General features: G+C 64.9%; 14 protein-coding genes. 6 read left to right on the top strand and 8 right to left on the bottom strand.

What is annotated here, in order from left to right:
- The first annotated feature begins 7 nt into the window (after window positions 1-7).
- Window positions 8-832, top strand: coding sequence for an FG-GAP repeat protein (locus ACFFF7_RS07725; protein ID WP_379480790.1), 825 nt, complete (start codon window positions 8-10; stop codon window positions 830-832).
- A gap of 29 nt (window positions 833-861) precedes the next feature.
- On the opposite strand, the gene ACFFF7_RS07730 is transcribed toward ACFFF7_RS07725, so the two are convergent.
- From ACFFF7_RS07730 to eno, 4 genes are all read right to left on the bottom strand, one after another.
- On the bottom strand, window positions 862-1947 hold the full coding sequence (locus tag ACFFF7_RS07730; RefSeq protein ID WP_379480791.1) for an Rv3169 family protein: 1086 nt from the start codon (window positions 1945-1947) through the stop codon (window positions 862-864).
- Window position 1948: 1 nt separating this feature from the next.
- On the bottom strand, window positions 1949-3031 hold the full coding sequence (locus tag ACFFF7_RS07735; protein ID WP_379480792.1) for a phosphotransferase: 1083 nt from the start codon (window positions 3029-3031) through the stop codon (window positions 1949-1951).
- 57 nt (window positions 3032-3088) lie between these two features.
- Entirely contained in the window at window positions 3089-5167 is a 2079-nt protein-coding gene (locus ACFFF7_RS07740) for a M13 family metallopeptidase (protein ID WP_379480793.1), read from the bottom strand.
- 130 nt (window positions 5168-5297) lie between these two features.
- A complete protein-coding gene (eno, locus tag ACFFF7_RS07745) occupies window positions 5298-6581 on the bottom strand; it encodes a phosphopyruvate hydratase (protein WP_379480794.1) in 1284 nt (427 codons plus the stop codon).
- Between the two features lie 167 nt (window positions 6582-6748).
- On the opposite strand from eno, the gene ACFFF7_RS07750 reads away from it, so the two are divergent.
- From ACFFF7_RS07750 to ACFFF7_RS07770, 5 genes are all read left to right on the top strand, one after another.
- Window positions 6749-7348 carry a hypothetical protein gene (locus ACFFF7_RS07750; RefSeq protein WP_379480795.1) on the top strand — a complete coding sequence of 200 codons (600 nt, stop codon included), beginning with the start codon at window positions 6749-6751 and terminating at the stop codon, window positions 7346-7348.
- A 32-nt stretch (window positions 7349-7380) separates the two neighbouring features.
- Window positions 7381-7770, top strand: coding sequence for a phage holin family protein (locus tag ACFFF7_RS07755; protein ID WP_379480796.1), 390 nt, complete (start codon window positions 7381-7383; stop codon window positions 7768-7770).
- Window positions 7767-8099: a hypothetical protein gene (locus tag ACFFF7_RS07760; RefSeq protein ID WP_379480797.1), complete on the top strand. Its 333-nt coding sequence runs from the start codon at window positions 7767-7769 to the stop codon at window positions 8097-8099. Before ACFFF7_RS07755 ends, ACFFF7_RS07760 begins: the two co-directional genes overlap by 4 nt.
- A gap of 21 nt (window positions 8100-8120) precedes the next feature.
- The gene (locus tag ACFFF7_RS07765) at window positions 8121-8609 is read left to right on the top strand and encodes a hypothetical protein (protein ID WP_379480798.1); all 489 of its coding nucleotides are present in this window, start codon (window positions 8121-8123) and stop codon (window positions 8607-8609) included.
- A gap of 70 nt (window positions 8610-8679) precedes the next feature.
- Complete coding sequence (locus tag ACFFF7_RS07770) at window positions 8680-8907, top strand: DUF4170 domain-containing protein (RefSeq protein WP_379480799.1); 228 nt, start codon at window positions 8680-8682, stop codon at window positions 8905-8907.
- Between the two features lie 36 nt (window positions 8908-8943).
- On the opposite strand, the gene greA is transcribed toward ACFFF7_RS07770, so the two are convergent.
- From greA to carA, 4 genes are all read right to left on the bottom strand, one after another.
- Window positions 8944-9420: a transcription elongation factor GreA gene (gene greA / locus ACFFF7_RS07775; protein ID WP_379480800.1), complete on the bottom strand. Its 477-nt coding sequence runs from the start codon at window positions 9418-9420 to the stop codon at window positions 8944-8946.
- Between the two features lie 112 nt (window positions 9421-9532).
- Entirely contained in the window at window positions 9533-12856 is a 3324-nt protein-coding gene (gene carB / locus ACFFF7_RS07780) for a carbamoyl-phosphate synthase large subunit (RefSeq protein ID WP_379480801.1), read from the bottom strand.
- On the bottom strand, window positions 12856-13167 hold the full coding sequence (locus tag ACFFF7_RS07785) for a hypothetical protein (RefSeq protein WP_379480802.1): 312 nt from the start codon (window positions 13165-13167) through the stop codon (window positions 12856-12858). The genes carB and ACFFF7_RS07785 overlap by 1 nt, the downstream gene beginning before the upstream one ends.
- A complete protein-coding gene (gene carA / locus ACFFF7_RS07790; protein WP_379480803.1) occupies window positions 13167-14333 on the bottom strand; it encodes a glutamine-hydrolyzing carbamoyl-phosphate synthase small subunit in 1167 nt (388 codons plus the stop codon). The genes ACFFF7_RS07785 and carA overlap by 1 nt, the downstream gene beginning before the upstream one ends.
- Window positions 14334-14388: the final 55 nt, after the last annotated feature.

The following is a 14388-nucleotide window of genomic DNA, read 5'->3' on the forward strand; positions in this document are numbered from 1 at the left end:
GGGTATCATGCGTTACCTTACAGCAATCCTGTGCAGCGGCTTTGCGCTTGCCGCAGCCTCTGCCGCCAATGCGGCGTCGTCGGACTATCTTCTCGAAATCGACAGCATCAAAGGCGAGGCGGCGGTCGAAAGCTGGTCGTTCGGGGCATGCAACGCCGGCCAGTGCTCGACCGTGACCAGCCCGCGCGACCGGGCCAGCGGCATGGCAACCGGCAAGGCCGCCTACGACAAATGCTGCCGCCCCCAGGCTTCGCAGAACACCCAGTCGCTGCGCGAATCGCCGACCCGTGCCTCGACCGGCGCGACCGCGGTGACCGAAGCCCCCTCGGCAACAGCTGCCGCCGGCACGCCGCGGGCAAGCTGGGATCTCGCAACCAGCAAGGGCGGTCGGATGGCTGGCGGTGTCAACGTTGCTGCAGGTGACGTCGACGGCGATGGACACGCCGATCTCGCCTATGCGGCAACCGTCAGTGAAGTCTCCAACCTGACCCTGACATTTCAGAAGATCGAGGCCGAATGGCGCTCGGTCTGCCCAGGCAAGCACATTGCCCACGCAACGCTGCGCACTGCTGCGGGCGACTTCGAGATCACCGACGCGACAGTCGAATGTTCGGCCCCCGCCGCCGCAGGGGCGCGGATCGATCAGACCCCGGCCCGCATGAGCACCAACATGACCGTGCCCAAACAGACCCAGGGCGCCACCTTTGGCGAAAAGGTCCAGTCGGGCCTGTCCAGCCCGGGCAGCGCTGTCGCCAGCGGGGCGATGACGATCACTTTCACCGGCGGGCAGATGAAGCACACCAAGACCGGGCACGTCACCCTGCTGAAGTAGCAAGTGAGCGGGGGCCGCGTGCCCCCGCCTTACCCCAAGTCCATGAAGCCGGTCAGGCCCATCGGCTGATAGGGACCGATGATCAGCTGTTCGAACACGCCCACGCCTTCGCCGTGGCGGTCGCTGACAACCTTGCATGGCAACTGGACGTGGAAATTGTCCATCGCCCCGGGGCTGCACTGCTCGATCCCGAAATCCTCGCGCTCGACCACCAGCCTGCCATGGTACAGGCCGTGGTTCCACTTGGGCGAGGTATAGCCGATCCCGCGCATCTGGAACCTACCCAGCGGGGTGAATGTCAGCGTTTCCGGGCCATCGGCACCGTCGATCGTCAGGCTTCCGCCATCGGGCCAGCGCGTTTCCGCCAGCAGCGGCGCGGCCATCCGGCCCTCGGTCTCGATCAGGCCCGCCGCGGCGCTGCCATCGGGCGCGATAACCGCGCGGGTGTTCCACATGTGCCCTTCCGCATCGGCATTGGCGTGGAAGAACACGCTGCGGTCGGCAAAGTTGAGCGGGGTCCATTGCCAGAAGAAGCCCGGCATCACGCCCTCGCCGTGGGGTTGCTCGTCGCGGGTGCCGACCGGGCGCACACCCCAGCTGCGGTCGCGCGTTCCGGTCGTTCCCGGTGCACAGTCCCGCCGCACGCCGTCCACTTCGATCCACCCGGTATAGCGCCCGTTCTGGGTCATCCGGGTATAGTCCATGAAGGTGCGCGGACCGATGCGGTGGATGAAGCGCGGCTCCTCGATCGGGAAGGCGCGGCCGGTGAAGGTCAGGTCGGCCTTGATCCCCTCGCCGTCTACGGTGACGCGCAGCTTTTGCAGTGGCTCCAGCACCTCGATGCGGATCGGGCCGACCGCCATGTCCATCCGCTCCATCCCGAGCTCGCGGCTGGCGTGGACGCAGTGCTGGACTCCATCACGAATGATCGAGAAGTGCGCGTCGGCGACGTTGAGGTGCGGATAGATCCCCAGCGCGATCGCGAAGAATTCGCTGCCATCCGGGCCATAGCCGTTGAAGAAATAGCGGTCGTAGAAATTGCGGTCGGTCCCGGCATAGGCGACCGGTTCAGGAGTCTGGTGCAACGGAAAATCGTCGCCTTTGGTCAGTACCATGTCAGCTGGCCTTTCGCAGTGCCTCAAGGGAATCGTATGCAAGCGCGAGATCGCAGGCGCCGCGCGCCATCGACAGGAAGTTGGCATCGCCGCGCTCGGTCCGCTCGACATAGGCGGCGCTGAACACGGCGGTGGAGACACCGTGGAGCGCACCCAGACGGTAATCGTCCCAGATGTCGTCGCGGCGCAGTGCTACCCCGCGGCGCTGCATTTCGGCGCAATAGAGGTCGAGCAGCTCGTCCTCATGCGCACGGCGCAAGGCGGCGCCGATGCCGCAGCCCAGGAAATAGCCGATGTCGGTCAGGCCATTGCCCAGCGCCACCGTCTGCCAGTCCAGCACGGCGATCGGTTCCGCCCCGCCCTTGATGTCGAACAGCATGTTGTCGAGCCGGAAATCGCCGTGGATCAGGCATTGCGGCGGCACATCGCGGCCGAACCACAGGTCCGCGTGCGCGGCCAGCCCTTCGCACAGCGCCATGTATTCGGGCTCGAGGCTGTCGGCGTAACGCTCCCGGAACAGGTCCTGCGCGCCGCCATAGAGCATGCGGATCTGCTCGCCCACGCCGGGTACCGGTTGCAGCCACGGGCAGTCGAGAATCGCGCGCTCGCCCCAGGTCGGGGCGTGCAGCGCGGCGGCCTGGATGATGCCGTGGCGCGCATCTTCAAGCGAGCAGCCATCGAGCTGGTTGCCGCCCCGCGCCGGGCCGAGGTCTTCGAAGATCAGGACGAAATCGACTCCGTCCGCATCGATCATCGCGATCAGCGGCGCAGCCGTGCGCGCACCCGCCTGACCGCGCATTTCGCGGTAAAAGCCGACTTCCTTGGCGTAGAGCCCGAAGGCCGCGGCCGTGCCCCGGCTGGTCTGGTCGGCCGCGGGAAACTTTCCCGCCACCGTGCGCGGACCGGCTTGCGGTGGGTCATAGGTAAGCGTGAAACGGGCGCTGTCGCCAACCTGCCCGGTGCCGATCGCCTGCCATTCGATAGCGGTAATTCGTGCGCCAGGCGCCAGCACGCCGGCCGCTTTCAGCCCCTGCTCAAGCCAGCCCGCACTTACCGCCCCTGGCTGCGTCGGAAACTCCGCCATGCCTCTCCCGTCCTCTCGTTTAAGCGAACGATTAAACGAGAGGACGGGGCATGGCAACTACCAGACTTTGACGCGCTTTTCAGGCGGCAGGTACAGCTTGTCGCCCGGCTTGACGTCGAAGGCCTTGTACCAGGCGTCAAGGTTGCGGACGGTCAGCGCCCGGTACATCCCCGGCGCATGGCCATCCGTGGCGATGCGGCCGCGCAGAGCCTCGTCGCGCATCTTGGTCGCCCAGGCCTGGGCATAGGCGATGAAGAAGCGCTGGTCACCGGTATAGCCGTCGATCACCGGGGCTTGCTTGCCGCCAAGCGAAGCGCGGTAGGCGTCATAGGCTGCGGCCAGCCCGGCGACGTCGGCGATGTTCTCACCCAGGGTCAGCTTGCCATTGACGCGAACGCCCGGGAACGGTTCGTAGGTATCGAACTGCGCGGCAAGGGCGGCACCAGCCTCGTTGAACTTGGCCAGATCGGCCGCGGTCCACCAGTTGCGCATCTTTCCGGTGCTGTCGAAGGCGGCGCCGTTGTTGTCGAAGCTATGGCTGATCTCGTGCCCGATGACGGCGCCAATCGCGCCGTAGTTATAGGCGGCGTCGGCCTTCGGATCGAAGAACGGGCGCTGCAGGATCGCGGCGGGGAAGTTCAGCGCGTTCTGCACCGGCAGGTTGACCGCATTGACCAGCTGCGCGTTCATCCACCATTCGCGCTTGTCGAGCGGCTTGCCGATCTTGGCGAGCTGCTGGGCATAGTCGACCTTGCCCGCCGCCTGGACGTTGGCATAGGCGTTGTCCGCCGTAACCTTCAGCGCGCCATAATCGCGCCAGGTATCGGGATAGCCCACCCCGACCTCGATCGTCTTGACCTTCTCCAGCGCTTCCTTGCGCGTATCGGGGGCCAGCCAGTCAAGCCCTTCGACCCGCTTGGCGAAAGCACCCTTGATGTTCTCAACCATGCCCTGGACTTCGGCCTTCGCCGCTGCCGGAAAATACTTGTCGACATAGAGCTTGCCCAGCGCATCACCCATCGTGGCATTGACCAGCGCTAGCGCACGCTTGTCGCGCGGGCGCTGTTCCTTGGCCCCGGTCAGCGCCTGGCCATAAAAGGCGAAGTGATCGGCATCGAGCTTGGCCGGCAGGACGAAGGAATTGCTGTTGATCTGGTGGAAGGTCAGCCAGTCCTTCCACGCATCGAGTGGCTGCGACGCAACCAGCGCCGACAGTCGCGGAATAGCCTGTGCGTGATAGGCTGCGAATTTCTGCTGGTTGCCCAGCTGGGCGGCGGAGAAGAACGCGTCCCAGTCGATGCCCGGGGCCTTGCTGGCGAAATCGGCGCGGCTCCATTCGCTGGCGCTATGCTGGAAGTCCTCGCTTTCGGCGCGGCTGGCGTGGGCCTGGGCAATCTTCACTTCAAGATCATAGACCCGCTTGGCCTTGGCTGCCGCATCGGGCACGCCGGCATCGGTCAGCAGCTGGGCGATATAGGCCTGATACTTGGTGCGCAGGTCGGCCATCTTGGGATCGGCCGACAGATAATACTCGCGCTCGGGCATGCCGAGTCCGCCTTGCAGGATGTAAGGCACGACCTCGCCCCCGGCGAGCGCCTGGGTGACGAATACCCCGAACAGGTTTTCGGTCTGGAAATTGGTCGAGTTGAGAGGATCGACATCGGCGCGGATGTTGCCGCCCAGTTCCGCCGACAACGCCTTGGCATCGCTGATCGCGGCGATCCGGTCGAGATCGGCCTTGATCGGCGCCATACCCGCGGTCTCTATCTTGGACGTGTCCATAAAGGCATTATAGATGTCGCGAATGCGGCCTTCGTCACTGTCTGCGCTGGCCGTGGACTTGGCGATCCCGGCAATCAGTTCGCCCAGCTGCTTGTCGGTGGTTTCGCTGGCAATGAAGAATCCGCCGATGCTGGATCGGTCGGCCGGGATTTCGGTGTTCTTCTGCCAGCCGCCGTTGGCATAGCCATAGAAATCGTCGCCGGGCTTGACCGACTTGTCCATCATCGCCGGGTCGATCCCGACACTGGTTCCGGCCACGACCGCGGGCTGGTCGGCCATCTTGCAGGCAACCGGGCCCAACGTAGCCGTGGCGACGCCCAGCAGCAGGGCGGCGATCAGTTTGGTATTGCGCATGTCAGTCAGTCCTCCGGACAGTGGGCGCAGTGCTGCGCCCGGCATCCCCCAAAGGATGCTATCTAGGCCCTGAAGTCCCGTTTGGACAATTCCCGTTGGTCGAGAATGCTAGGCCGTTGGGCGAAGAGCCTCAGCCAAGCCGGCCGAAAGCCCCTGCCCCGGCATAGACCGCGGCGTCGCCCAGTTCTTCCTCGATGCGGATGAGCTGGTTGTACTTGGCCAGCCGGTCCGAACGGGCCAGCGAGCCGGTCTTGATCTGGCCGCAGTTGGTCGCCACCGCCAGGTCGGCGATGGTCGCGTCCTCGGTCTCGCCCGAACGGTGCGACATCACCGCGGTATAGCCATTGCGGTTGGCGATGCTGACCGCGTCGAGCGTTTCCGAGAGCGAGCCGATCTGGTTGACTTTGACCAAAAGCGAATTGGCCAGACCCTTGTCGATGCCCATCCTGAGCCGCTTGGGATTGGTCACGAACAAATCGTCGCCAACCAGCTGGACCTTATCGCCGACCATGTCGGTGATCGCCTTCCAGCCTTCGAAATCGTCTTCGCCCATGCCATCTTCGATCGAGACGATCGGATAGGCCTTGGTCAGATCGGCAAGGTATTCGGCCATCTGGACCGGGCTGAGCGAAAGGCCCTCGCCGCTGATCTCGTACTTGCCGTTATTGAAGAACTCGGTTGCCGCGCAATCGAGCGCGAGCTTGATCTCGCTGCCGGCCTTGAAGCCCGCCTTGGCGATAGATTCCATGATGAAATCGAGCGCGGCGCGCGTGCTCGACAGGTTCGGGGCAAAGCCGCCCTCGTCGCCAACGGCCGTGGCCAGACCTTTTTCGTGCAGGCCCTTTTTCAGGGTATGGAAGATTTCCGACCCCCAGCGCACCGCTTCGGCCAGCGTCGGCGCGCCGACCGGCATGATCATGAACTCCTGGAAGTCGATCGGATTGTCGGCATGCTCGCCGCCGTTGATGATGTTCATCATCGGCACCGGCAGGACATGGGCCGAAACGCCGCCGACATAGGCGTAAAGCGGCAGGCCGCGCGCATTGGCCGCTGCCTTGGCCACGGCAAGCGAGGTGCCGAGGATCGCATTGGCGCCAAGCCGCGCCTTGTTTTCGGTCCCGTCGAGCGCAATCATCGTCGCGTCGACATCGCGCTGGTCTTCGGCGTCGAGGCCGAGCAGCTCTTCGCGGATTTCGCCATTCACGGCTTCGACGGCTTTCAGAACGCCCTTGCCCATGTACCGCGCCTTGTCGCCATCGCGCAGCTCGACGGCTTCGTGTGCGCCGGTCGAGGCCCCCGAAGGGACTGCTGCGCGGCCAAAGCTGCCGTCGTCGAGCAGGATGTCGACTTCGACCGTGGGGTTGCCCCGGCTGTCGAGAATCTCGCGGGCGTGGATGTCAATGATCGCGGTCATGGAAGCCTCGTCGGTTTGCGGCTGAAATGCGCCAGTTCGCCCGGCGCTTTAACAGCGCAGCCTTGGCAGACAAGTTGCAAAGCAGCATAGTGGGAACTTGCATACGTAACCGTGCGTTACCACATGCCACAACGGCCCGCCTTCCGGGCGCAGAAAGGTCAAAGACGATGGCATCCAAGTCCCCCACCGCTTCCACCGCCAAGACCGCCCGCAAGGCGCCGGCGAAGAAGGCTACCACCAAGGCCTCTGCGGCCAAGGCGTCCGCTGCGAAGGCCGCCGCAAGTGGCACCACCGAAGCCAAGGCCAAGTTCACCAAGGCGATCGAGGAAGCCCGTGCAGGTGCCCAGGCGCTGACCAAGGAAGCCCAGGCCAAGGCCGGAGTCTACAAGGACCAGCTGTCCGCCAAGAGCACCGACTGGGTGGCTGATGCCAAGGACATGGCCGGCCAGGCCAAGGACCGTGCCGGCGAACTGGCCAAGGATGGCAAGGCCAAGACCAGCGACGCGATCGCCAGCCTGGGTAAGATCGTGGCCGACAACGCCGGGACGATCGATGAAAAGCTGGGCGCCCGCTATGGAGACTATGCCCGCACCGCTGCCCGGACGATGCAGGAAACCGCCGCCAAGATCGAAGCCAAGGACATCAACGAACTGGGCGATGACGCCAAGGAATTCGTCCGCAAGAGCCCGGGTCTGGCAATCGGCATCGCCGCCGTTGCCGGCTTTCTGATCTCGCGCCTGTTCAAGGGCAGCTCGTCGAACGATTGACGCCCGGCGCAAGGCAGGCATTGTCAGCGCCGATGGCCGACGAACCACTCTCGACCGTAACACCGTCCACCAGCGACGCTGCAGAGCGATCGCTGGTGGACGACGTTCGGGATGTGGTGGCAGACGGGCGGACGCTGCTCGAGGCCGAGCTGGCCTACCAGAAAAGCCGCGCGGCCGTGGCAGGATCGGGCGCGAAGGGCGTGGCGGCGTGGGGCGCTCTTGCATTGGCTCTGGTGTTTTTTGCCCTGATGGCGCTGGTCCTGGGGCTTGTCCTGGCTTTGACAGCCCTGATCGGCCCAACGCTGGCCACGTTGGTTTCGGTTCTCGCCCTGCTGATCGCCGCCGCCCTGTGCGGCTGGACTGCCGCGCGCCGCTGGAAACGGACATCGCAGCTGCTGTCCGGAACGGATGACGCGCCATGACCGATCCCGCCGATCAGCTGGCCGAAGATCGCCGCATGCGCGAAGCGGCCAAGGCCAACTTCACTGCCGGTATTGCCCAGGTTAAGGCCGATCTTGGCGCGCGCAGTGTCCCGGCGCGGGTCATAGCCAAGGCCAAGGACGAAGCCGTCGAAACGATGGCAACCGGGCTCGAGATTGCCGAAGAGAGCAAAGGCATTGTCGCCGGCGTGGTGGCCGCGGTGCTGCTCTGGCTGTTTCGCGCGCCGCTCCTGCGCAAAATCCAGGCATTTCGGAACAAGCGCCGTGCAGCGCGCGTTCAGGCCGGCAACGATAGTGCAGATCTGGACTGATCCAGAAGGAGTTGTGGCAAAGTGAGCGAAGCCGAATCCACGCGTGACCGTATCAAGGCCAAGGTTGCCGCCTCGCAGCAGCGCCTGAAGCGCGATTGCGACGCCGTGCCGATGATTCCGCAGCGCGCCAACCTTCCCGATGCCTATCCCCCTGAAAACTATCGCGGCCTTGCTGCCGAATATCCGCTGCTTACCGTTGCCGCCGGGATCGGCATCGGCCTGCTGGCGGGCGCACTGCTGCCCAAGCGGGCGGGCAGCAAGGTCGGCCAACGCGCGCTGACCCTGGCGACGATCGCCGGTGAGCTGGGCCTCGCGCTGAGCAAGCAGGCGCACGACGCGGCGCGCGAAGCCGGCGAAGATGGTGTTGCCAAGGTTGCCACGGCCAGCGCCCCGCTGCGCCGCCGTGCGACGCGTCTGGCGGGTACGGCCGGAACCGGGGCCCGCTCGGCGGGATTGCTGGTCGCGCGCGAAGCGGTCAAGCTGGCCGCGCGGGTCCGTAACGGCGCCTGACCAAGGTCTAACTTGCGTGAAACGCACGGTTCGCTAAAGGGCCGCTTTGCTTTCTCCCCAGGGGCCAGACATGAGCGACCAGAAACTGCACCTTGTGATGGGCGGCCGCGTGCGCGATCCGCAGCATCTTGAATTCGTCGATTTGGGTGCGCTCGACATTGTCGGGGTCTTTCCCGACTATGCCAGCGCCGAAGAGGCATGGCGATCGGCCGCGCAGCGCACGGTCGACGATGCCGAAATGAAATATGTCGTGGTGCACCTGCACCGCCTGCTCCAGCCCGACATGCTGAAGCGCTGAACCAGAAAGGCCCCGGAATTCCGGGGCCTTTTCGTATCAGACGAACTCGATCTTCTCGACCACGTAGAAGCGGTCGCCAGACGGAACGGTAACTTCGATCTCATCCTCGACCCGGCGCCCGATCAGGGCCTTGCCCAGTGGCGAGTTATAGCTGATGCGCCCGATCTTGGCATCCGCCTCGGTCGGACCGACGATCTGATAGCGCACGGGCTTCTCGTCATCGTCAAGCAAGGTCACAGTCGCGCCGAAGATGATCTTGTCGCCCGACAGCGTGGTCGGATCGACGATCTGGGCGCGGCTGACCTTATCCTCAAGATCGGCGATCGACATTTCGACCTGGCCCTGGCGTTCCTTGGCGGCGTGGTATTCGGCATTTTCGGACAGGTCGCCATGGGCGCGCGCTTCCTCGATCGCGTCAACGATCTTGGGCCGCTCCTCGCGCAGCGCTTTCAGCTCGGCGATCAGCCGTTCATAGCCTTCCGCCAGCATCGGCAGCTTTTCGACGCTTGCCATGATCTTGTCCGTCCTCCTGCTTCGCCTGCCTGCAGAGTGACTAGTCCACTGCCCCGTGCCGCCTTTGGCACAGGAAATGGCCTATCGCTGCTGTCGGGAAGGCGCCTTTGTTTCAGCTATAATAGGCTTGCAACGACTTTACTTCAAGGTTTGCGCCCTTCACCGCAGCAATCGCCTCCACTGCGGCCAGCGAGGCGGCAGCGGTGGTGAAGTACGGCACCTTGCCGGTCAGCGCCGATCCGCGGATCGATTGCGAATCCTTCAGGCTCTGCCAGCCTTCGGTGGTGTTGATGATCAGCGCCACTTCGCCGTCGATGATCTTGTCGACAATGTGCGGGCGCCCTTCGGCAACCTTGTTGACCTGTTCGACCGGCACGCCGGCATCCATCAGGAACTTGGCGGTGCCGCCCGTGGCGATCAGGGTGAAGCCTTCCGCCACCAGCTTGTGTGCTGCGGGCAGGATCACCGGCTTGTCGCTGTCCTTGACCGAGACGAACACCACTCCGCCGGTCGGCAGCCGCATCCCCGCCCCCAGCTGGGCCTTGGCAAAGGCCTGGGCAAAGGTCGCGTCGATCCCCATCACTTCGCCGGTCGATTTCATCTCGGGCGAAAGCACAGGATCGACCCCGGGGAAGCGGGCAAACGGGAACACCGCTTCCTTGACCGCCATGTACGGCAGGTCGCGCTTGAACGGCGGGAAATCGGCCAGTTTCTCACCCGCCATGACCCGGCTGGCGATCTTGGCCACAGGCTGCCCGATCGCCTTGGCAACGAAGGGCACGGTCCGGCTGGCGCGCGGGTTGACCTCGATCAGGTAGACGTCGCTGCCCTTGACCGCGAACTGGATATTCATCAGCCCGACCACGCCCAGCCCGCGGGCAAGCAGTTCGGCCTGGCGTTCCATCTCGGCGATGATCTCGGCGGGCAGGCTGTAGGGCGGCAGGGTGCAGGCCGAATCGCCCGAATGGATCCCCGCTTCCTCGATGTGCTGCATCACCCCGGCGACCACGACCTGCGTCCCGTCGCACAGCGCATCGACATCGCATTCGATCGCGTCGCGCAGGTACTGGTCGATCAGCACCGGGCTGTCACCGCTGACCTGGACCGCGGTGGTGATGTAATCGTCGAGCTGGGCCTCGCTGTCGACGATTTCCATCGCGCGGCCGCCCAGAACATAGCTGGGCCGCATCAGCACCGGATAGCCGATGCGGTTGGCCACCGCGACCGCCTCGTCGCGGCTGCGGGCGATGCCGTTTTCGGGCTGGCGCAGGCCAAGATCATTGACCAGCTTGGCGAAGCGTTCGCGATCCTCGGCGAGGTCGATCGCGTCGGGCGAAGTGCCGAGGATCGGGATCCCCGCATCCTCCAGCGCCTGGGCCAGCTTGAGCGGGGTCTGCCCACCGAACTGGACGATCACCCCGACCAGCTCGCCGTTCTGCTGTTCGACCCGCAGGATCTCGAGCACGTCCTCGGCGGTCAGCGGCTCGAAATAGAGCCGGTCGGAGGTGTCATAGTCGGTCGAGACCGTTTCCGGGTTGCAGTTGACCATGATCGTCTCGAACCCGGCCTCGCTCAGCGCGAAGCAGGCATGGACGCAGCAATAGTCGAACTCGATCCCCTGGCCGATGCGGTTGGGCCCGCCACCCAGGATGACGATCTTGCGCCGGTCGCTGGGCGAGGCCTCATTTTCCGGCTCGCCAAAGCTCGGCGCTTCGTAGGTCGAGTACATGTAGGGCGTGATCGCCTCGAACTCGGCGGCGCAGCTGTCGATGCGCTTGAACACTGGGTGGACGCCCAGGCGGTGGCGCAGCTCGCACACTTCCTTCTCGCTGGTCGCCCCGGCCATGGCCTTCAACGCATCGTGGAGCAGGCCCGAGCGGCGCGCGCTGGTCTCGGCAATGCCGCCGGCGACGCCGATCCCGCGCACCGCCAGCGTGGCCAGGCGTTTGTCGGAAAAGCCCATGGCCTTCAGCCGCCGCAGCCCCGGCGCGTCGTTGGGCAGGCCGTCGGCCATGATCGCGGCTTCTTCGGCGATGATCTCGGCGATCTGGCGCAGGAACCACTTGTCGTAGTGGGTGATCGCGTGGACCTCATCGACGGTGAAGCCTTCGCGGAAGGCCTGGCCGACGTGGAGCAGCCGGTCCGGGGTCTGGCGCGACAGCGCGGCGGTGATCGCGTCGCGGTCAGCCCCTTCAAGGCTGAGCACGCGGTTGAAGCCGTCCAGCCCGGTTTCCAGCCCGCGCAGCGCCTTCTGCATCGATTCCTTGAAGTTGCGCCCGATCGCCATGACCTCGCCGACCGATTTCATCGCGGTCGACAGCAGCGGCTCGGCGCCCTTGAACTTTTCGAAGGCAAACCGCGGGATCTTGGTGACGACGTAGTCGATGCTCGGCTCGAAACTCGCCGGGGTCGCCCCGGTGATCTCGTTGGTCAGCTCGTCGAGCGTATAACCCACCGCCAGCTTGGCCGCGACGCGGGCGATCGGGAAGCCGGTGGCCTTGGAGGCGAGCGCGGATGAGCGCGATACGCGCGGGTTCATCTCGATCACGATCAGGCGGCCATCGGCGGGATTGACCGCGAACTGGACGTTCGATCCGCCGGTTTCGACCCCGATCTCGCGCAGGCAGGCGATGCTCGCGCTGCGCATGATCTGGTATTCCTTGTCGGTCAGGGTCAGCGCCGGGGCGACGGTGATCGAATCCCCGGTGTGGACCCCCATCGGATCGACGTTCTCGATCGAACAGATGATGATCGCGTTGTCGTGGCGGTCGCGTACGACCTCCATCTCGTATTCCTTCCACCCCAGCAGGCTCTCTTCGATCAGCACTTCGGTGGTGGGCGAGGCGTCGAGGCCGGAACGGACGATCGCCTCGAACTCGGCCTTGTTGTAGGCGACCCCGCCGCCGGTCCCGCCCAGGGTGAAGCTGGGGCGGATGATCGCGGGCAGCCCGGTGCGTTCGAGCACGGCGAACGCCTCGTCGACATTGTGGGCGATGCCGCTGCGCGCGGATTCGAGGCCGATCTTGGTCATCGCCTCGCGGAAGCGCATCCGGTCTTCGGCCTTGTCGATCGCGTCGGCATCGGCGCCGATCATCTGCACGCCGTACTTGTCCAGCGTTCCGTCGTTGAACAGCGCCAGCGCGGTATTCAATGCGGTCTGCCCGCCCATCGTCGGCAGCAGCGCATCGGGGCGCTCCTTGGCGATGATCTTGGCGACCACATCGGGGGTGATCGGCTCGATATAGGTCGCGTCGGCAAATTCGGGATCGGTCATGATCGTCGCCGGGTTGGAGTTGACCAGGACCACGCGGTAGCCCTCCTCCTTCAGCGCCTTGATCGCCTGGGTGCCCGAATAGTCGAACTCGCAGGCCTGGCCGATGATGATCGGGCCAGCGCCGATGACGAGGATCGAGGAGATGTCAGTGCGTTTGGGCATTATTTCCGCTCGTCAGGTAGGGCTGCGTTGCCAATGAAGCCAAAATTTTGGACGCCAGCTTTCCTGATCCCTTCAAGGACGCATGAAAAAGCTTCCATCGGAATATTGTTCGCTGGTTGTATCGTCACTTGTTCACCGCTCACAACGACAAGGGACGAAGGTACGCGACAACTGGCAGTGATTTTGTCGGCATCAGCTTGGGTGAATGCGGAATTTGCCTGCTCGGAATTGGAGCGATCAGCGCAGCCGCCGATGGCGAGTAATGACGCTATCAGTGAAGTGCCAACGATGAGACCAATTCGTTCGCCCATCACCCCAACATCCCCACAAACCGCTCGAACAGATAAAAGCTATCCATCGGCCCCGGGCTCGCCTCCGGATGATACTGCACCCCGAACGCCTTCTTGCCCGTGATCGCGATCCCGCAGTTCGAGCCGTCGAACAGCGAGACGTGCGTTTCCTCCACCCCGGCGGGCAGCGCGGTGTTGTCCACCGCGAAGCCGTGGTTCATCGAGGTGATCTCGACCACCCCGTCTTCCAGCCGCTTGACCGGGTGGTTGGCGCCGCGGTGGCCCTGGTGCATCTTGGTGGTCGTGGCCCCGGCGGCGAGGCCGAGCATCTGGTGGCCAAGGCAGATCCCGAACAGCGGCACGTCGCGTTCCAGCAGCCCCTGGATCACCGGCACGGCATAGATCCCCGTCGCCGCCGGATCGCCCGGGCCGTTGGAGAGGAACACCCCATCGGGCTTCAGCGCCAGCACCTCGTCCAGCGAGGTCTGCGCCGGGACCACGGTGACGTGAGCGCCCGCCCTGTCGAGGTTGCGGAAGATGTTGTCCTTGGCGCCGTAATCGATCGCCACCACGTGCGGGCGCTTGGAATGGGGCGAGCGGGCATAGCCCTTGCCCAGCGTCCACACCCCGCCCTGCCAGTCCTCGCTGGCGGCGCGGCTGACCACGCGGGCCAGGTCCATGCCTTCCAGCCCCGGCCAGTCCTGGGCGCGCTTGACCAGCGCGGGGATGTCGAAGCTGCCATCGGCGGAGTGCGCGATCACCGCGTTAGGCGCGCCTACCAGGCGGATGCGGCGGGTCAGCGCGCGGGTGTCGACGCCCGACAGCCCAATCTTGCCCTTGCTCGCCAGCCAGTCGCCAAAGGTGCCCTGGCTGCGGAAATTGCTCGGCGCAGTAACCGCTTCGCGCACCACGCAGCCGACCGCGCCGTCGACGCGGGCCTCAAGGTCTTCCTCGTTGACCCCGACATTGCCGATGTGCGGGAAGGTGAAGGTGACGATCTGCGCGGCGTAGGACGGATCGGTCATTACTTCCTGATAGCCGGTCATCGCGGTGTTGAAGCACACCTCGCCCACCGCCGCGCCTTCCGCGCCGAAGCCCATGCCCCAGACCACGGTGCCATCGGCGAGCACGAGGACTCCCGTCGCACCCTGCGGTTGGGGTGCGTGCGAAGAGGCGGCGTCGGCCATGTAAGGGGCGCTCCGTTAGCTGGGATTTGGCGATGTTGCTAAGGCTCGGCGGCTA

It is taken from the genome of Novosphingobium aquiterrae (genome assembly GCF_042434435.1).
Taxonomy (GTDB): domain Bacteria; phylum Pseudomonadota; class Alphaproteobacteria; order Sphingomonadales; family Sphingomonadaceae; genus Novosphingobium; species Novosphingobium aquiterrae.

What these genes read in the sequence shown, in the direction of transcription:
- ACFFF7_RS07750 (WP_379480795.1), top strand. Translation starts at nt 6,749, where the DNA reads ATGGCATCCAAGTCCCCCACCGCTTCCACCGCCAAGACCGCCCGCAAG.
- ACFFF7_RS07725 (WP_379480790.1), top strand. Translation starts at nt 8, where the DNA reads ATGCGTTACCTTACAGCAATCCTGTGCAGCGGCTTTGCGCTTGCCGCA.
- ACFFF7_RS07730 (WP_379480791.1), bottom strand. Translation starts at nt 1,947, where the DNA reads ATGGTACTGACCAAAGGCGACGATTTTCCGTTGCACCAGACTCCTGAA.
- ACFFF7_RS07770 (WP_379480799.1), top strand. Translation starts at nt 8,680, where the DNA reads ATGAGCGACCAGAAACTGCACCTTGTGATGGGCGGCCGCGTGCGCGAT.
- eno (WP_379480794.1), bottom strand. Translation starts at nt 6,581, where the DNA reads ATGACCGCGATCATTGACATCCACGCCCGCGAGATTCTCGACAGCCGG.
- ACFFF7_RS07755 (WP_379480796.1), top strand. Translation starts at nt 7,381, where the DNA reads ATGGCCGACGAACCACTCTCGACCGTAACACCGTCCACCAGCGACGCT.
- carB (WP_379480801.1), bottom strand. Translation starts at nt 12,856, where the DNA reads ATGCCCAAACGCACTGACATCTCCTCGATCCTCGTCATCGGCGCTGGC.
- ACFFF7_RS07760 (WP_379480797.1), top strand. Translation starts at nt 7,767, where the DNA reads ATGACCGATCCCGCCGATCAGCTGGCCGAAGATCGCCGCATGCGCGAA.
- ACFFF7_RS07785 (WP_379480802.1), bottom strand. Translation starts at nt 13,167, where the DNA reads ATGGGCGAACGAATTGGTCTCATCGTTGGCACTTCACTGATAGCGTCA.
- ACFFF7_RS07735 (WP_379480792.1), bottom strand. Translation starts at nt 3,031, where the DNA reads ATGGCGGAGTTTCCGACGCAGCCAGGGGCGGTAAGTGCGGGCTGGCTT.
- carA (WP_379480803.1), bottom strand. Translation starts at nt 14,333, where the DNA reads ATGGCCGACGCCGCCTCTTCGCACGCACCCCAACCGCAGGGTGCGACG.
- greA (WP_379480800.1), bottom strand. Translation starts at nt 9,420, where the DNA reads ATGGCAAGCGTCGAAAAGCTGCCGATGCTGGCGGAAGGCTATGAACGG.
- ACFFF7_RS07740 (WP_379480793.1), bottom strand. Translation starts at nt 5,167, where the DNA reads ATGCGCAATACCAAACTGATCGCCGCCCTGCTGCTGGGCGTCGCCACG.